This window comes from Arenimonas sp. (assembly GCF_041913985.1).
In the GTDB taxonomy this organism is placed as follows: Bacteria; Pseudomonadota; Gammaproteobacteria; order Xanthomonadales; family Xanthomonadaceae; genus Arenimonas.
Map to the genome: position 1 here is coordinate 1 of NZ_JAYSEG010000047.1, position 17011 is coordinate 17011.

The following is a 17011-nucleotide window of genomic DNA, read 5'->3' on the forward strand; positions in this document are numbered from 1 at the left end:
TGCTTCGCCAGCATGGAAGATGGCCAGTACGAACCGGCTCGCCGCCCGGCGGCGGGTGTGGGTTCGGGGCGGGTATACCGATGCCTCCGGCGTCTGATCGAAGTTCCGGGCTTGGCGAAGAGCCTTTCGCCTGAACCCTGCACCCGCTGCCGGGCGGCGAGGACTCCCACGCTGGCCACCTTCCACGCTGGCCTTGGCGCCGCATCAAGTGTCCGAAGGGACACGCAGGCGTACACGCGCTGGCCGGCATGCGCGTGGGCCCGTTCAACCCACCGGATCGGCAAGAGAAATCGTTCCCTGCGGCCCGGGTCGAGACGCGCAAGCATCGGAGCGCGGCCCCGCCTGCCCTTCGTGGGGCGCCCATGCCGGCAGGTACCGGCGGCGCGGTGGAAGCGAGGGTCGCTTCCCGCGAAATAAAGGCTCCACTGAGTGGGAAGCGACCCTCGCTTCCGCCGTGGCGACGGCGCCGGTCCCCGACTTGGGCGAAGATCCCTGCCTGTTCCTAGCGCCGCGCGCGGATCTCAGCGACGAGGGCGCGGGTGACCGGGTCGCTGGGCTGGGACTGGCCCGAGATGGCGGGCAGCAGTTCGCCGGCGATCTTCTTGCCCAGCTCCACGCCCCACTGGTCGAAGGCGTTGATGCCCCAGAGCACGGCCTGCACGTAGACGCTGTGTTCGTACATGGCCAGCAGCGCGCCCAGCGAGGCCGGGGTGAGTTCGTCGAGCAGCATGAGCGTGCTTGGACGGCCGCCGGCGTGGTGGCGGTGCGGGTCGTCGTGGCCGGCGCCGTTGGCAAGGGCTTCGGCCTGGGCCAGCAGGTTGGCCATCAGCGCGCGGTGGTTTTGCTCGTGGCCGTGCGCCGGGCGGATGACGCCGATGAAATCGGCCGGCACCGGGTCGGTGCCCTGGTGCAGGGCCTGGAAGAAGCTGTGCTGCACGTTGGTGCCGGCGCCGCCCCAGAGCACGGGCACGGTGGACACTGGCACCGGGCTGCCGTCGGCGCGCACCGACTTGCCCAGGCTTTCCATCACCAGCTGCTGCAGGTAGCTGGGCAGCAGCGCGAGGCGTTCGTCGTAGGGCAGCACCGCCTGGGTGGCGGCGCCGAGCGCGTTGCGGTTCCACACCGCGAACAGGCCGTGCCAGGCCGCCAGGTTGTGCGCCACCGACGCCTCGCGCACGTGCCGGTCCATCAGCGCGGCGCCTTCGAGCAGCCGTGCGAAGGCCTCGCGGCCGATGGCCAGCTGCAGCGCGAAACCCACCGCCGACCACAGCGAATAACGCCCGCCCACCCAGTCCCACATCGGCAGCACGCGCGCCGGCGCGATGCCGAAGGCCTCGGCGCGGCCGGTGTTCGCGCTCACGGCGAAGAGCCTGTCGCAGCCGCCCAGCCAGTCGCGCAGGATGCCGCCGTTGAGCAGGGTTTCCTGCGTGCCGAAGCTCTTGGACACCAGGATGCCGGCCGTGCGCGCCGGGTCGAGCCGCTGCAGCAGGTGCTGGGCCGCGCTGCCGTCCATGTTGGTGAGGAAGTGCACGCGGAAGCGGCCGTCGTGGAAGTCGCGCAGCGCGTCCACCGCCAGCCGCGGCCCGAGGTCGCTGCCGCCGATGCCGACGCTGACGATGTCGGTGACCGGGCCATCGGCCAGCGCCGCGTGCAGCGCATCCATGCGGTCGCGCGCGGCGCGGGCCTCGCGCGCGGCGGCCCGGGCCACGTCGCCCTGCCCCACGTCGCCGCGCAGCGCCGAGTGCAGCGCCGGCCGGCCTTCGGTGCGGTTCACCAGCGCGCCGTCGAACAGCGCGTGCAGCGCCTGCCCCAGCCCGGCCTCGTTGGCCGCCGCCAGCAGTTCGTCCCAGGCCTCGGCGTCGATGCGCTGGCGCGCGAAGCTGGCGTAGATCGGCCCCACCCGCAGCGCGAACGCGTCGGCGCGCGCCGGCTCGCGCGCCAGCAGTTCCGGCAGCGACACCTGCTCCAGGCGGCCGGCGTGCCGGCCCAGCGCCAGCCAATGTTCGGGAGTCAGCATCCTTCTTCCTCCTGCCCGGTTCCCGCGGCTCAGGCCGCGTCGAATTCCAGGTTGTCGATCAGCCGGGTGCGCCCCAGGCGCGCGGCGACCAGCGCCACCAGGCCGGGCTCGTCGGGCGAGCGCGGGCGCGTGAGGTCGGCGCGGCGCACTTCGGCGTAGTCCACTGTGAAACCGGCGGCCTCGAGCCGCGAAGTGGCCTCGTCCTCGATGCCCGGCACCGGCAGGCCCTGGCGCGCGGCGTCGCGCATGAAGCACAGCGTCTGGTAGATGCGCACCGCGGTTCGCCGCTCGTCGCCCTCGAGGTACTGGTTGCGGGAGCTCATGGCCAGGCCGTCGGCCTCGCGCAGCGTCGGCGCGGGGATGATCTCCACCGGGAAGCTCATTTCCTTCGCCATGTAGCGGATCACCTGCAGCTGCTGGTAGTCCTTGCGGCCGAACACCGCGAGATCCGGCTGCACCATGTTGAACAGCCGCGCCACCACCTGCGCCACGCCGTTGAAATGGCCCGGCCGGTGCGCGCCGCACAGGATGTCGGTGATGCCCGGCACGTGCATCTGCACGCAGCCGATGGTGCCGAACGGATACATCTGCTCCACCGAGGGCAAGAACAGCGCGTCGCACCGGTGTTCGGCCAGGCCGTTGATGTCGCGGTCGGGGGTGCGCGGGTAGCGCGCGTAGTCCTCGTTCGGCCCGAATTGGGTCGGGTTGACGAAGATGCTGGCCACGACCTTGTCGGCGTGCTTGCGCGCCAGCTCCACCAGCGCGAAATGCCCCGCGTGCAGGTTGCCCATGGTGGGCACGAAGCCGACGCTGGCGCCTTCGCGGCGCCATTGCCGGAGCTGGGCGCGCAGCGCGGCCAGCGTGGTGTGGGTCTGCATCAGTCGTATCCGTGTTCGGGGGCGGGGAAAGTGCCGGCGCGCACGGCCTCGGCGTAGGCGCGGAAGGCGCCTTCGATCGAGCCGCCGTCGGCGAGGAAATCCTTGACGAAGCGCGGGCGGCGGTGGCCGCTGTTCATGCCCAGCAGGTCGTGCAGCACCAGGATCTGGCCGTCGCAGGCCGGGCCCGCGCCGATGCCGATGGTGGGGATGGCGATGGCGGCGGTGATTTCCGCGGCCAGCGCCGAGGGCACGCATTCGAGCACCAGCGCGTCGGCGCCGGCCTCGGCCACGGCTTTCGCGTCCTCGAGCAGGCGGCGGGCGGCGGCGGCCTCGCGGCCCTGCACCTTGTAGCCACCCAGGCGCAGCACCGACTGCGGGGTCAGGCCCAGGTGCGCGCAGACGGGGATCTCGCGCTCGGCCAGGAAGCGGATGACCTCGAGCTTGTGGCCCGCGCCCTCGAGCTTGGCCATGGCGGCACCGGCCTGCAGGAAGCGGGTGGAGGCGTCGAGCGCGCGCTCCGGCGTGGCGTCGGCCTGGAACGGCAGGTCGGCCACCAGCAGCGCTCCGGACAGGCCGCGCGCCACGCAGGCGGTGTGGTAGGCGATGTCGTCCACAGTGACCGGCAGCGTGCTGTCGTGGCCCTGGCAGACCATGCCCAGGGAATCGCCCACCAGCACCAGGTCGATGCCGGCGGCGTCCACGCTGCGGGCGAAACCGGCGTCGTAGGCGGTGATGGCGGCGATGCGCCGGCCCTCGGCCTTCATGCGCCGCAGGGCAGGCACCGTCAGGCGCGCGCGCGCCGGGGCCTTGGGATCGTTGGCGTACATGGCGGGATCCGGAAGTGGGGAGCCCTAAGGTATCGCCTCGATGCCGGTGGCATCCACCGCGGCGAGCAGGTCGGCCACCCGGCCCCGCCCCGGCACCACCAGGCCGGGCGCGATTTCCGCCAGCGGCACCAGCACAAAGGCGCGCTCGTGCAGGCGCGGGTGCGGCAGGGTCAGGCCCGGCTCGTCGCGCACTTCGTCGCCGTAAGCCAGCAGGTCGAGGTCCACCGTGCGCGGGCCCCAGCGCTCGGCGCCCTCGCCGCGCACGCGGCCGAAGCGGGTTTCGACCGCGAGCAGGGCCTGCATCAGTTCATGGGCGTCCAGCGCGGTGTGCAGTTCCACCACGCCGTTGAGGAAGTCAGGTTGGTCGGTGCGGCCCCAGGCCGGCGTGCGGTAGAGCGACGAGCGCCGCTGCACCGACGTGCCCGGCAGCGCGGCCAGGGCGTCGATGGCGGCCAGCAGGTTGGCCTGCACATCGCCTTCGTTGCCGCCGAAGGCGACATAGGCGCGCACCGGCGCCGCTGGGGTCACTCGGACGCCCCCGCCCCGCCTCCCGGCCTCGGGCGGCGGCGACGGCGGCGGCGCCTGGGCGCGGCGCCGGATTCGTCTTCAGCGGAATCATCGGCTGCGTCGCCGTCGGCGTCGCGGCGCGGCGCCTTGGGCACCAGGCGCTCGGCCAGCTCGCCCGGCGCCTGGGCCTGGGCCTCGCGCCAGAAGGCCACGTCCTCGGCCACCTCGGGCGCGGCGGTGGCGCGCAGCTCGAGGAAATCGAAGGCGGCGCGGAAGCGCGGGTGCGACAGCAGCCGGAACACGCGCTTGCGCACGCGCTGGCCAAAGCGCGGCTGCAGCAGCCAGATTTCCTGCATGGGCAGCGAGAACCGGCGCGGCAGCGCGATGCGGTGTGCCTGGTGCAGGGTGACGCGGTCGGCGGCGCGCTGCTGCGCCACCAGCGGGTCGATGCCCGACTTCTGCAGCACCGCCAGTTCGCGGCAGTAGGCCGGCCACAGCAGCGCCGCAAACAGGAAGGCCGGCGTCACCGGCTTGTCGGCGGCGATGCGGGCGTCGGTGTTGCGCAGGGCCTGCAGCACCATGGTGCGCAGCGCGCCGCTGCGGTTGGTGGCCAGGGCCTTGGCGGTCTCGGGGAACAGCGCCGGCAGCAGGCCCAGTTCCTCGAGCAGCAGGAAGCTCTTCTCGGCGTGCCCGGCCAGGAACATCTTCAGGCACTCGTCGAACAGCCGAGCCGGCGGCGCGCCGCCCAGCAGTTCGGCCAGCTCCGGGATGGGCGCGGCGGCTTCGGGCGCGATGGTGAAACCCAGCTTGGCCGCCAGGCGCGCGGCGCGCAGCATGCGCACCGGGTCCTCGCGATAGCGCTCGACCGGGTCGCCGATCAGGCGCAGCACGCGCTGCTGCACGTCGGCGTAACCGCCCACGTAGTCGCGCACCGAGAAGTCCTCGATGGCGTAGTACAGCGCGTTGGCGGTGAAGTCGCGGCGGACCGCGTCGTCCTCGATGCTGCCGTAGACGTTGTCGCGCAGCAGGCGGCCGCCGTCGTCGGTGGAGCGGTCGTCGCTGTCGTCCGAGCTGTTGGAGCGGAAGGTGGCGACTTCGATGATTTCCTTGCCGAACACCACGTGCGCCAGGCGGAAGCGGCGGCCGATCAGACGGCAGTTGCGGAACAGGGCCTTGACCTGTTCGGGCGTGGCGTCTGTGGCGACGTCGAAGTCCTTGGGGTGGCCGCCGACCAGCAGGTCGCGCACGGCGCCGCCGACCAGGTAGCCCTGGAAGCCGCCGTCGCGCAGGCGGTAGAGCACCCGCAGCGCGTTGGGGCTGATGTCCTTGCGGGAGATGCCATGGTCGGCGCGGGCGACGACCAGGGGCGGTATCGGGGTGGCGATGGCGGTGTCCGTCATGGGCTGGTGGCGGCGCGGGATCCTTGCGCGGCGGCGGGAGGCCCCGGGAACGGCGAAACCCTTCCCGGAGGCGATCAAGCCCGGTATACTAGCGTCCGCGTCACCGCTTCGCCATCCGCGCTCCCTTCGTCTAGTGGCCTAGGACACGGCCCTCTCAAGGCTGGAACAGGGGTTCGAGTCCCCTAGGGAGCGCCACCTATTCCAGAAGGCCCGGCCAACGCCGGGCCTTCTTCGTTTCCGGCCCGCGCTGGGCTTGGTGGCGCGCCGGGCGCTAGAATTGCGGCATTGAATCCACGTGCCAGGGAAAGCCCCATGCCCTTCGTCGTCACCGAGAACTGCATCCGCTGCAAGTACACCGACTGCGTCGAGGTCTGCCCGGTGGACTGCTTCCACGAGGGCCCGAATTTCCTGGTGATCGACCCCGAGGAGTGCATCGACTGCACCCTGTGCGAGCCGGAGTGCCCGGCCAAGGCCATCTTCCCCGAGGACGACGTGCCGGCCGGCCAGGAGGGCTACATCGCCCTCAACGCCGAGCTGTCGAAGGAATGGCCGGTCATCACCACCCGCCAGGACCCCCTGCCCGACGCCGCCGAGTGGGACGGCAAGACCGGCAAACTCGGCGAGCTGAAACGCTGAATCGAATGTACCAGGTTGATTTTAGGTAAGAAAAAACGCCCCGATAGGGCGTTTTTTCTTACCTAAAATCAACCTGGTTCGTTTGGTTCAGCCGAGGCGGGCTTTCAGCAGGGCGAGGAGCTGGGTGGCGACGCCGGTGCGGATGGGCTGGCCGTCCTGGCCCAGGGCCACGACGCGGGTCTGGCCGTCCACGGCCTCGGCGCGCACCAGCATGGACACGCCCTGGTAGCTCACTTCGTAGCTGTTGAGCAGCTGCGCGCGGTCGCCGATGACCGCACCCTCGATCTTGCCCAGCGCGATGCCGATGCGGCGCCAGCTGCTTTCGACCGAGTCGGACAGCGTGAACGATTCGATGCCGGCCACGTTCCCGGCCGCCGCGCCACCCACGTCGCTGGGCACGCCCTCGCCCGGGGCGGTCGTGGCGGCGCCCGCCGGGGCCTCGGGGATGGTCACGGCGCCGGCCGTGGACGGCAGGTCCAGGCCCGGCGGCACTTCCAGCGGCTGGTTCTGGCGGCTTTCCTGGTAGGCGCCCTCGTTGCCCCACTTGCTGCGGATCCAGCCGCAGCCGCTGGAGGCGAACACGGTGACGACCAGGGCGCCGGCCAGCAGCGGGCGGAAGGAAAGCGTGGACGGGGTCATGCGGTTCTCCTGGCAGGCCGCGCGGGAAGGCGCGCGGCGCGATGTGTGGGGCGGCAAGGTTACTTCAGTTCCGATTCGATGCGCTCGACCAGGGCGGCCATGGCCGCCGCCTCGCCCTCGTGGGCGGCCGACAGCGGCAGAAGCGGCAGCCGCAGCCCGTGGCCGATGCCCTGGCGGGCCAGCAGGGCCTTCACCGGGATCGGGTTCGGCTCGCAGCCCAGGAAGTCGTAAAGGCCGGCCAGCCGGGCGTCCAGCGCCCGGGCGGCGTCGGCCTCGCCGGCGCGCACCAGGGCGCACAGGCGGGCGAAGGCGCGCGGCACCACGTTCGAGGCCACCGAGATGACGCCGGCGGCGCCGCCCAGCAGGGCGCGCACGAAGGTGGGGTCGTCGCCGCTGAGCAGGACGAAGTCGCGCCCGGCCAGCGGGTACAGGGCCTGCCAGCGCGCCTCGTCGCCGCGCGCCTCCTTCAGGCCGACGATGTTCGGGTGCCGGCACAGGCGCGCCACCGTCTCGGGCTGCATGTCGCAGCCGGTGCGGCCGGGCACGTTGTACAGCACTACCGGCAGGCCGCCCTGCTCCGCCACGGCCGTGTAGTGCGCCACCAGCCCGTCGGGCGTGGGGCGCACGTAGGGCGGCGTGACCACCAGCGCGGCATTGGCGCCGTGGTCGCGCGCCAGGCGGGTCTGGGCGATGGTCTTGGCGGTGCCCGACAGGCCGGTGCCGGCCAGCACGGGAATACGGCCCCCGACCCGGGCGACGGCGGCGCGCAGCAGCGCGGTGTACTCGTCGTCGGAGAGCGTGGCGGCCTCGCCGGTGGAGCCGGCGACGACCACGCCCGAGCTGCCGCCCTCGAGCTGGGCGTCGAGCAGGCGCTGCCAGGCGTCGAAATCGGGCGCACCGGAGGCCGTGAACGGCGTCGCCAGCGCGGTGATGCTGCCGGAAAGGTGCAAAGGAAGGGCCTTGCGTGGACTTTGGGCGATGTTACTTGCGGCCGGAAAGCGGCGGCAAGTATGCTGGCCGCGACCATTCAGCGCGCCTCCCGGCGCGCCGCCACGGAACACCGAATTGACCGACCCTGCCGCGCGCCCTGCCGCCAACGAGAACCACCTGCTGATCAGCGCGTACACCACGCATCCGCAGTCGCCGCTGCTGGCCGTCACCCGCCGCATTTCCGACAGTGGCTGCAACCTGGTGGACGCCCGCCTGTCCACCGTGGGCCGCGACGTCTCCGTCACCGCCCTGGCCACCGGCTCCTGGGACGCCGTGGCCAAGCTCGAGGCCATGCTCACCCGGCTCGAGCGCGAGGAAGGCTTCAAGCTGGTGTGGTACCGCACCGGCCCCAAGGCCCTGCAGTCGAACCTGCTGCCCTACATCGTCGAGGTGGTGGCGGCCGACAAGCCCGGCATCCTGTTCCAGCTGGCCGACTTCTTCGACCGCCAGGGCATCACGGTGGAAAGCCTGCACAGCTCGCGCTACCGGGCCATGCAGACCGGCGCCGACATGTTCTCGGCCCAGGTCACCATCGGCATCCCGGCCAACATGCACATCGCCGCCCTGCGCGACGATTTCCTCGAGTTCTGCGACCACCTCAACCTCGACGCCATCATGGACCCGATGAAGTTCTGAGGAACCGATGATCGAACCCGGCGAAAAGACCCCCGACCTGGCCCTCACCCTCGGCAGCGGCGCGTCCGCCCGGCTCTCCGATTACCGCGGCAAGTGGCTGGTGCTGTACTTCTACCCGAAGGATTCCACGCCCGGCTGCACCACCGAGGGCCTGGACTTCAACGCCCAACTCACCGCCTTCCGCCGCGCGAAGTGCGAGGTGCTGGGCGTCTCGCGCGACTCGGTGAAGTCGCACGCCAACTTCTGCGCGAAGCAGGGTTTCCGCTTCGACCTGGTGTCGGACGCCGACGAAGCCCTCTGCAACGCCTTCGGTGTCATCAAAGAGAAGAACATGTATGGCAGGAAGGTGCTCGGCATCGAGCGCAGCACCTTCCTCATCGACCCGGACGGCCGGGTCGCCCAGGCCTGGCGCGGAGTGAAGGTGCCCGGCCATGCCGACGCCGTGTTCGAAGCGCTCAAGCATCACCAGCAGGCCACCAAGGCAAAGTGATCCACACCGTGCACATCCCCGCCGCCGACTCGCCCCGCGAGCCTCGGCGGCGCCGTCCTTTCCGGGGTGAAAACCCCTAGCCCGAGAAGCCCATGACCCGATCGAAGCGCATCTACGTCCTGGACACCAACGTGCTCATGCACGACCCCACCGCGCTGTTCAAGTTCGAGGAGCACGACGTCTTCATCCCGATGATGGTGTTGGAGGAGCTGGACAACGGCAAGAAGGGCCACTCGGAAGCCAGCCGCAACGCGCGCCAGGTCAGCCGCTTCCTCAACGAGATCATCGAGGCGCACGGCAGCGGCGGCATCGAGGACGGCGTGCAGCTGGTGCGGCCGCAGGGCCTGCAACTGCGCGCGAAGGAGGCCGTGGGCCGGCTGCTGTTCCAGCTGCGCCCGGTGGAAGTGGGCAAGCGCTTCGGCCTGGTGCTGCCCGACAACCAGATCCTGGGCTCGATCCTGCAGCTGATCGAGGACAACCCGGGCGTGCCGGTGGTGCTGGTGTCCAAGGACATCAACCTGCGCATCAAGGCCTCGATCTCGGGCGTGAAGTCGGAGGACTACGAGAACGACCGCGCCATCGACGACTTCAACCTGCTCTTCACCGGCGCCACCGAACTGCCGGCCGATTTCTGGGAGCGCCACGAAGGCAACCTGCGCAGCTGGACCGACCGCGGCCGCACCTTCTACGAAGTGCGCCGCACCGCCGACGACGGCTGGTACCCGAACCAGTTCCTGTTCATGCCCGGCGACGACGAGGTGGAGATGAAGGTGGCGCGCCTGGACGACGACAAGGCCGTGCTTCAGATCGTCGACGACTTCCGCGCGCCGCAGCACCAGGTCTGGGGCATCAACGCGCGCAACCGCGAGCAGAACTTCGCCTTCAACGCGCTGATGGACCCGGAGATCGACTTCGTCACCCTGCTCGGCACCGCCGGCACCGGCAAGACCCTGCTGGCGCTGGCCGCGGGCCTCACGCAGACGATGGACATCCAGCGCTACCGCGAGATCATCATGACCCGCGCCACGGTGAGCGTGGGCGAGGACATCGGCTTCCTGCCCGGCACGGAAGAAGAAAAAATGACCCCGTGGATGGGCGCGCTCACCGACAACCTCGAGGTGCTCACCCACACCGAGGACCACGGCAGCTGGGGCCGCGGCGCCACCAACGAGCTGCTGGCCAGCCGCATCAAGATCCGCTCGATGAACTTCATGCGCGGCCGCACCTTCCTCAACCGCTGGGTCATCGTCGACGAGGCGCAGAACCTCACGCCCAAGCAGATGAAGACGCTGATCACCCGCGCCGGCCCGGGCACCAAGATCATCTGCATGGGCAACGTGGAGCAGATCGACACGCCCTACCTCACCGAAACCACCTCGGGCCTGACCTACGCGGTGGACCGCTTCAAGAACTGGAACCACAGCGCGCACATCACCCTGCGCCGCGGCGAGCGTTCGCGCCTGGCCGACTACGCCTCCGAGGTGCTCTGAGGCCATGGCGGAGCGGCTGGCCACCTGGGTCTGGGTCGGCGCCTCGGCGCTGGCCGTGGTCGCGGGCATGGTGAACGTGGTGGGTTACCTGGGCTTCGAGCACCAGGCCATCACCCACCTCACCGGCACCACCACGCTGTTCGGCGCCGCCCTGGCCGAAGGGCGCGGCACCGCGGCCTGGCAGCTGGCGGGCATGGCGCTGGCCTTCGTGGCCGGCGCCGCGCTCGGCGGCCTGCTCATCCAGGACAGCGTGCTGCGGCTGGGCCGGCGCTACGGCGTGGCGCTGGCCATCGAGGCGGTGCTGCTGGCCGCGGCGGTGCCGCTGTTCCAGCGCGGCCTGTTCGCCGGGCCGCTGCTGGCCGCCGGCGCCATCGGCCTGCAGAACGCCATGGCCACCACCTACAGCGGCGCGGTGGTGCGCACCTCGCACGTCAGCGGCATGTTCACCGACCTGGGCATCATGCTCGGCCATGCGTTGCGCGGGCTGCCGGTGGCGCAGCGGCGGCTGTGGCTGTGCCTGGTCATCATCACCAGCTTCCTGGCCGGCGGCGTGCTGGGCGCGCTGGCCTTCGGCGCCTGGCAGTACGCGGCGCTGTACCTGCCGGCGGCGCTCACCGGCGCCACCGGCCTGGGCTACACGGTCTATCGCCACCGGCAGGTGGCCGCGGGCACAATCACGCCATGAGCCATCGCACCGTCTGCGCCCTGACCATCGCCGGCTCCGATTCCGGCGGCGGCGCCGGCATCCAGACCGACCTCAAGGCCTTCGCCGCGCACCACGTGCACGGCCTGAGCGCGCTGGCCGCGCTCACCGCCCAGCACACCCGCGGCGTCACCGCGGTGCACGTGCCGCCGGCCGATTTCCTGCGCGCCCAGATCGACGCCTGCTTCGACGACTTCCGCGTCGGCGCGGTGAAGCTGGGCATGCTGGCCACCGCCGACATCATCCACGCCGTGGCCGACGCGCTCGAGGCGCACCGCCCGCCGCACGTGGTGCTCGACCCGGTGATGGTGGCCACCTCCGGCGCCAAGCTGCTGGAGGACGATGCCCTGCAGGCCCTGCGCGAGCGCCTGCTGCCGCTGGCCACCGTGCTCACGCCCAACATCCCCGAGGCCGAACTGCTGCTCGGCCACGCCATCCCCGACGACGAGGCCGCCGAGGCCGCGCTGGTGGAGCTGCTGGCGCTGGACGCGAAGGCCGTGCTGCTCAAGGGCGGCCACCTGCCCGGCACCGGCGCCATGGTGGACCGCTTCGACGACGGCCACGTGCTGCTCGAATTCGAACACCCGCGCCTGGACATCGAGGGCCACGGCACCGGCTGCACCCTGGCCTCGGCCATCGCCGCCAACCTCTGCCGCGGCCAGGCGCTGCCCGAGGCCTGTGCCAACGCCACCGACTACGTGGCCGGCGCGCTGGCGAACGCCTACCGGCCCGGCAAGGGCCGGTCGGCGGTGCTCGACCACTTCTGGTGGCTCGCCAAGGGTCGCCCGCCCTCGCCATGAACCCCCTGCCCCCGCGCCGTACGCCCGTCTTCCAGCCCAAGCTGCTGACGATGCTGCGCGAGGGCTACGACACCGCCACGCTGCGCGCCGACGCCGTCGCCGGCCTCACCGTGGCCGTGGTGGCGCTGCCGCTGGCCATGGCCCTGGCCGTGGCCAGCGGTGCCGACCCGGCCACCGGCCTGGCCACGGCCATCGTCGCCGGCTTCCTGATTTCCGCGCTGGGCGGCTCGCGCTTCCAGATCGGCGGGCCCACCGGCGCCTTCATTCCCATCGTCTACGCCATCATCGCCACCCACGGCTTCGACGGGCTGGTGCTGGCCACGGCCATGGCCGGCGTGCTGCTGGTGCTGGCCGGCCTGCTGCGGGTGGGCGCGCTGATGAAATACATGCCGCAGCCGCTGGTGACCGGCTTCACCGCCGGCATCGCCGTGATCATCTTCGCCAGCCAGCTGCAGGAACTGCTGGGCCTGCCGGTGCGCGACGTGCCCGCGGCCTTCCTGCCGAAACTGCAGGTGCTGGCCGCCCACGCCGGCGGCTTCAACCCCTGGGCGCTGGGACTGGCGCTGGGCTGCGTGGCGGTGATCCTGGGCCTGCGGCGGCTGTCGGCGGCCACGCCGGGGTTCCTGGTGGCGGTGGTGCTGGCCTCGGCCGCGGTGGCGCTGCTGGACCTGCCGGTGGACACCATCGGCAGCCGCTTCGGCGGCATCCCCAGCGCGCTGCCCAGCTTCCGCCTGCCGGACGCCAGCCTGCCGCGCCTGCTGGAACTGCTGCCGGCGGCCTTCACCATCGCCTTCCTCGCCGGCGTCGAATCGCTGCTGTCGGCGGTGGTGGCCGACGGCATGACCGGCGCCAAGCACCGCTCGAACACCGAACTCATCGCCCAAGGCGCGGCGAACGTGGGATCGGCGCTGTTCGGCGGGCTGCCGGCCACCGGCGCCATCGCCCGCACCGCCACCAACATCCGCGCCGGCGGCCGCACGCCGGTGGCGGGCATGCTGCACGCGGCCTTCCTGCTCGGCTTCGTGCTGGTGGCCGCGCCCCTGGCCAGCTACGTGCCGCTGCCGGCGCTGGCCGGCGTGCTGGTGGTGGTGGCCTGGAACATGAGCGAACACGGCGCCTTCCGGCACATCCTGCGCTCGGCGCCGCGCGGCGACCGCCTGGTGCTGCTGCTCACCTTCGGGCTCACGGTGTTCGTGGACCTGACGCTCGCCATCGAGGTGGGCATGGTGGTGGCGGCGTTCGCCTTCATGCACCGGATGGCGGGGCTGTTCGAGGTGAGCTCGGGCGTGAAGCTGTTCGAGGCCGGCGACGAGGACGAGGCCGGCGCGGGCAACGGCGACGCCGGCCAGCGCGAGGCCCTGCCTGCCGGCGTGGAAGTGTTCCGCTTCAGCGGCCCGCTGTTCTTCGGCGCGGCCAACCGGCTCGACAACCTGATGGACCGCTTCCCCTCCCCGCCCAAGGTCTTCATCCTGCGCATGGGCCAGGTGCCCTTCGTGGACGCCAGTGGCGTGCATGCCCTGCATGCGCTGGCCGAGCGCTGCCAGCGCCAGGGCATCGTGCTGGTGGTGTCCGGGCTGCAGCCCCAGCCCACCGAGGTGCTTGACCGCATGCACCTGCCGCACGCGGGCCTGGTGCACCGCGTGCCCGACTTCCCGGCTGCGCTGGCGCTGGCCCGGACGCTGGCCGCGCCCCCCGGCATCGGCTAGCATCCGGGCACCACGCCACCGGAGCCCCACGATGCGCAGCGGCAACCCCGCCCTCAACGAAAACACCTTCCTCGACGTCGGCAGCGGCCAGGTCGTTTCCCGCGACGCGTCGCAGGTGATGACGCTCAACGGCACGGTCAACAAGACCGGCTTCCTGCTGCTGCTCGCGGTGGCCACGGCGGCCTACACCTGGAGCCTGTTCGACCCGCTCAACCCGGGCGTGGTGATGCCCTGGATGATGGTGGGCGGCATCGGCGGCTTCATCGTGGCCATCGTCACGGTGTTCAAGAAGACCTGGGCGCCGGTGACCGCGCCGATGTACGCGCTGCTCGAGGGCCTGTTCCTGGGCGGCATCTCGGCCTTCTTCGAAGCGCGCTTCCCGGGCATCGTCATGCAGGCGGTGATGCTCACGCTCGGCGTGCTGGCGGCGCTGCTGATGGCCTACAAGTCGGGCCTGATCCGCGCCACCGAGAACTTCAAGCTCGGCGTCGTGGCCGCCACCGGCGGCATCGCCCTGCTGTATCTCGTGAACATGGGCATGCGCCTGTTCGGCTTCGACGGCTTCGGCTTCATCCACGAATCGAGCCTGATGGGCATCGCCTTCAGCGCCTTCGTGGTGGTGATCGCCGCGCTGAACCTGGTGCTGGACTTCGACTTCATCGAATCGGGCGCCGAGGCCGGCGCGCCGAAGTACATGGAGTGGTACGGCGCCTTCGGCCTGGTGGTGACCCTGGTCTGGCTGTACCTGGAAATCCTGCGCCTGCTGGCCAAGCTGCAGTCGCGCGACTGACCCTGCGTCCGATGGAAAGGCAAGCGCGCCGGCCGCCGCGGCCGCGCGTACCGGCCCGCCGCCAGCCCAAGGCGGCGCTGGGGCTGGTTTCCCTGGGTCTGCTCGCCGGCGGCGCGTGGTTCGCCGGCCTGCCCCGCTTCGTCGCCATCGCCTACGTCGCCATGAGCCTGCTGGCGCTGGCGGCTTACGCGCTCGACAAGTCGGCGGCGCAGACGGGCCGGCGCCGCATTCCTGAAAACACCCTGCACCTGTTCTCGCTGCTCGGCGGTTGGCCGGGGGCGCTGGTGGCGCAGCAGTGGCTGCGCCACAAGTCGGTGAAGGCGCCGTTCCTGGCGATGTTCTGGTTCACCGTCATGCTCAACCTCGGGGCGCTGGCCTGGTTCGTGGCCCAAGGCCATGGCTGATCTCGCGCTGTTCGATTTCGACGGCACGCTCACGACCGGCGAAACCTTCCCGGCCTTCGTGCGCAGCGTGGTGCCCGGGGCCCGGCAGCGCGCGGCGCGCCTGCGGCTGGCGCCGCTGGTCGTGGCCTACCGGCTGGGCCTGGCCAGCGGCACGCGGGTGCGCGCCGCGGTGGTGCGCGAGGGACTGGCGGGCATGGACGCGGCCGCCTTCGAGGCCGCGGCCGCCGACTGGTCGCGGCGCGAGCTTCCCGCCTGGCTTCGCCCGCAGGCGCTGCAGCGGCTGCGCACGCATCGCGAGCGCGGTGACACGGTGCTGGTGGTGTCGGGCAATTTCGAAGCGCTGCTGCGCCCCTGGGCCGAAGCCGAAGGGGTGCAGGTGGCGGGCTCGCGGCTGGAGGTGCGCGACGGCGGCCTCACCGGCCGCTATGCCGGGCCGCAGTGCGTGCTCGCCGAGAAGGTCGTGCGCATCCGCGAGCTGGTGGACCCGTCGGGCTTCGCGCGCATCCACGCCTATGGCGACACGCCCGAGGACCGACCGATGCTGCTGCTCGCCGACGTCGCCCACTACCTGCCGCGCGGCTGGCCGGCCGGTCTCGCGTCCGACCGCATCGACTGACGGGGCGCCCGGCAAGCCGCGCATCCGGGCACGGCGGGTTCGCAAGCGCGGCATAAGCTTCCGTGAGGAATGGCAGGGCCGGCGAGGCCCCGGCCTCCCTAGGCTTGCGGTGGACCCCCAAACGAAGACCCGAACCATGTCCCTGCTTCGCCACCTGCCCGCCGCCGCGCTTGCCGCGGGCCTGCTCCTCGCCGGCCCCGCGCCGGCCGCCGACGCCCCGCCGCCACCAGACGTCCATGCGCCCCTGGCCATGGAAGCCGGCACCTGGGACGCGGAAATCACCTTCTTCCAGGACGGCCAGCCCTCGGGCAGCGCGCGCGGCGTGCAGGTGAACACCCTGCTGGCCAACGGCCACTGGGTGACCAACGACTTCAACATCCCGGCCACCGGCGAATTCCCGGCCTACCAGGGCCACGGCGTCTGGGGCTTCGACCCGGTGGCGGGCGCCTACGTGAACACCTGGGTGGACACCAACGACCGCGCGGTGCGCACCGACTACGGCTACTGGCACGCGCCTGAGCAGACCATGGTCTGGTCGTCCAAGCAGCCCGACGGCAACGGCCATTTCGTCGACTACCGCTTCACCGAGGAATTCCGCGGCGACAAGCGCGTGTTCACGGCCTGGCAGCTGGGCATCGTCAAGCCCGGCGAGCACCTGCTGCTCAGGATCGAATTCACCCGCCGGCCCGAAGCGGCGGCGACGGCGGCGGTGTCCGCGGGAGACGCGCCAGGCCGTTGACCCGCGGGAACCCCACTGGAGTTTCCGATGCGGCGCCACGGCCACCTGACGCGATGGAACGACGACCGCGGCTTTGGTTTCATCACGCCCGCAGGCGGCGGCGCGGATCTGTTCGTGCACGTCTCGGCCTTTCCACGCGACGGCGCGCGCCCGCGCCCCGACGAGCTGATTTCCTTCGAGGTCGAGCCGGGCCAGGACGGCAAGCCGCGCGCGGTGCGGGTGCAGCGCGCGGGCCCGGTGGCGCCGGCGCGGCGTGCGCCCGTACGCCCACCCCGTCAGCCGGGTCCCGGCTGGCGCGGCACGGCCCTCGCCGCGGCGGTCATCGTGGCCGGTGTCCTGGCGCTGCTGCACGTCGTCGAACGCAGGGAGCAACAAGCCGCGAATCCCGTCCCCACGCGCATGGGCCTGCTGCCGGAGACGAAGCCGGACACGCGCTTCCAGTGCGACGGCCGCACCCAGTGCGCCGAGATGAATTCCTGCGCGGAAGCCCGGTACTTCCTCGAGCACTGCCCCGGCACGCAGATGGACGGCGACGGCGACGGCCAGCCCTGCGAAAGCCAGCACTGCAACTGAAGCCGAAAGAAAAGGTTCTTCACCCAAGTCCGGGACGGTTTGGTCGGTTCTTCGCTGTCCATTGATCTGGCGCCGGCCCCACCGCGAAGGCGAGGGTCGATTCCCGCTCAGTGGAGCGGCGGTCTCAACCGGTCATCGCAACGCTAGTCTGTTTTGGACTGTGGGGGCGA

At 71.5% G+C, this 17011-nt stretch carries 19 protein-coding genes and 1 tRNA gene; 13 read left to right on the forward strand and 7 right to left on the reverse strand.

The window, feature by feature from the left end; translation table 11 throughout:
* Window positions 1-502: 502 nt before the first annotated feature.
* Genes pgi through pcnB form a run of 5 tightly spaced genes read right to left on the reverse strand, consistent with a single transcriptional unit; the run spans window position 503 to window position 5629 of the window.
* Window positions 503-2017 carry a glucose-6-phosphate isomerase gene (pgi, locus tag ACE3Q2_RS12650; RefSeq protein ID WP_374474378.1) on the reverse strand — a complete coding sequence of 505 codons (1515 nt, stop codon included), beginning with the start codon at window positions 2015-2017 and terminating at the stop codon, window positions 503-505.
* Window positions 2018-2046: 29 nt separating this feature from the next.
* Window positions 2047-2898 (reverse strand): pantoate--beta-alanine ligase, encoded by an 852-nt coding sequence (panC, locus tag ACE3Q2_RS12655; protein ID WP_374474382.1) that lies wholly within the window; start codon window positions 2896-2898, stop codon window positions 2047-2049.
* Complete coding sequence (panB, locus tag ACE3Q2_RS12660; RefSeq protein WP_231696277.1) at window positions 2895-3722, reverse strand: 3-methyl-2-oxobutanoate hydroxymethyltransferase; 828 nt, start codon at window positions 3720-3722, stop codon at window positions 2895-2897. The genes panC and panB overlap by 4 nt, the downstream gene beginning before the upstream one ends.
* A 24-nt stretch (window positions 3723-3746) precedes the next feature.
* Window positions 3747-4250, reverse strand: coding sequence for a 2-amino-4-hydroxy-6-hydroxymethyldihydropteridine diphosphokinase (gene folK / locus ACE3Q2_RS12665; protein WP_231696276.1), 504 nt, complete (start codon window positions 4248-4250; stop codon window positions 3747-3749).
* On the reverse strand, window positions 4247-5629 hold the full coding sequence (pcnB, locus tag ACE3Q2_RS12670) for a polynucleotide adenylyltransferase PcnB (RefSeq protein ID WP_231696275.1): 1383 nt from the start codon (window positions 5627-5629) through the stop codon (window positions 4247-4249). Before pcnB ends, folK begins: the two co-directional genes overlap by 4 nt.
* Before the next feature lie 119 nt (window positions 5630-5748).
* Between pcnB and ACE3Q2_RS12675 the strand changes: the two genes are divergently transcribed.
* Together ACE3Q2_RS12675 and fdxA are read left to right on the forward strand one after the other, a co-directional pair.
* Window positions 5749-5824: transfer RNA gene (locus ACE3Q2_RS12675), tRNA-Glu, on the forward strand.
* Window positions 5825-5941: 117 nt separating this feature from the next.
* On the forward strand, window positions 5942-6265 hold the full coding sequence (gene fdxA / locus ACE3Q2_RS12680) for a ferredoxin FdxA (protein ID WP_231696352.1): 324 nt from the start codon (window positions 5942-5944) through the stop codon (window positions 6263-6265).
* A gap of 87 nt (window positions 6266-6352) precedes the next feature.
* Here fdxA and ACE3Q2_RS12685 read toward each other — a convergent pair whose 3' ends face one another.
* Together ACE3Q2_RS12685 and dapA are read right to left on the reverse strand one after the other, a co-directional pair.
* Window positions 6353-6904: a hypothetical protein gene (locus ACE3Q2_RS12685; protein ID WP_231696274.1), complete on the reverse strand. Its 552-nt coding sequence runs from the start codon at window positions 6902-6904 to the stop codon at window positions 6353-6355.
* 59 nt (window positions 6905-6963) lie between these two features.
* Complete coding sequence (gene dapA / locus ACE3Q2_RS12690) at window positions 6964-7854, reverse strand: 4-hydroxy-tetrahydrodipicolinate synthase (protein ID WP_231696273.1); 891 nt, start codon at window positions 7852-7854, stop codon at window positions 6964-6966.
* A gap of 28 nt (window positions 7855-7882) precedes the next feature.
* Between dapA and ACE3Q2_RS12695 the strand changes: the two genes are divergently transcribed.
* From ACE3Q2_RS12695 to ACE3Q2_RS12745, 11 genes are all read left to right on the forward strand, one after another.
* Entirely contained in the window at window positions 7883-8530 is a 648-nt protein-coding gene (locus tag ACE3Q2_RS12695) for a glycine cleavage system protein R (protein ID WP_374474379.1), read from the forward strand.
* Between the two features lie 7 nt (window positions 8531-8537).
* Complete coding sequence (locus ACE3Q2_RS12700; protein WP_231696272.1) at window positions 8538-9020, forward strand: peroxiredoxin; 483 nt, start codon at window positions 8538-8540, stop codon at window positions 9018-9020.
* Window positions 9021-9112: 92 nt separating this feature from the next.
* Window positions 9113-10510: a PhoH family protein gene (locus ACE3Q2_RS12705; protein ID WP_231696271.1), complete on the forward strand. Its 1398-nt coding sequence runs from the start codon at window positions 9113-9115 to the stop codon at window positions 10508-10510.
* Between the two features lie 4 nt (window positions 10511-10514).
* The gene (locus ACE3Q2_RS12710) at window positions 10515-11195 is read left to right on the forward strand and encodes a YoaK family protein (protein ID WP_231696270.1); all 681 of its coding nucleotides are present in this window, start codon (window positions 10515-10517) and stop codon (window positions 11193-11195) included.
* Window positions 11192-12013: a bifunctional hydroxymethylpyrimidine kinase/phosphomethylpyrimidine kinase gene (gene thiD / locus ACE3Q2_RS12715; RefSeq protein WP_231696269.1), complete on the forward strand. Its 822-nt coding sequence runs from the start codon at window positions 11192-11194 to the stop codon at window positions 12011-12013. The genes ACE3Q2_RS12710 and thiD overlap by 4 nt, the downstream gene beginning before the upstream one ends.
* The gene (locus ACE3Q2_RS12720) at window positions 12010-13719 is read left to right on the forward strand and encodes a SulP family inorganic anion transporter (protein WP_231696268.1); all 1710 of its coding nucleotides are present in this window, start codon (window positions 12010-12012) and stop codon (window positions 13717-13719) included. The genes thiD and ACE3Q2_RS12720 overlap by 4 nt, the downstream gene beginning before the upstream one ends.
* A gap of 31 nt (window positions 13720-13750) precedes the next feature.
* The gene (locus ACE3Q2_RS12725; protein WP_231696267.1) at window positions 13751-14509 is read left to right on the forward strand and encodes a Bax inhibitor-1/YccA family protein; all 759 of its coding nucleotides are present in this window, start codon (window positions 13751-13753) and stop codon (window positions 14507-14509) included.
* A gap of 11 nt (window positions 14510-14520) precedes the next feature.
* Complete coding sequence (locus ACE3Q2_RS12730) at window positions 14521-14913, forward strand: DUF1294 domain-containing protein (protein WP_231696266.1); 393 nt, start codon at window positions 14521-14523, stop codon at window positions 14911-14913.
* Window positions 14906-15529 (forward strand): HAD family hydrolase, encoded by a 624-nt coding sequence (locus tag ACE3Q2_RS12735; protein ID WP_231696265.1) that lies wholly within the window; start codon window positions 14906-14908, stop codon window positions 15527-15529. The genes ACE3Q2_RS12730 and ACE3Q2_RS12735 overlap by 8 nt, the downstream gene beginning before the upstream one ends.
* A 136-nt stretch (window positions 15530-15665) precedes the next feature.
* Window positions 15666-16268 carry a DUF1579 family protein gene (locus ACE3Q2_RS12740; RefSeq protein WP_231696264.1) on the forward strand — a complete coding sequence of 201 codons (603 nt, stop codon included), beginning with the start codon at window positions 15666-15668 and terminating at the stop codon, window positions 16266-16268.
* A gap of 27 nt (window positions 16269-16295) precedes the next feature.
* Window positions 16296-16841 (forward strand): cold shock domain-containing protein, encoded by a 546-nt coding sequence (locus ACE3Q2_RS12745; RefSeq protein WP_374474380.1) that lies wholly within the window; start codon window positions 16296-16298, stop codon window positions 16839-16841.
* The last annotated feature ends 170 nt before the right edge of the window (window positions 16842-17011 follow it).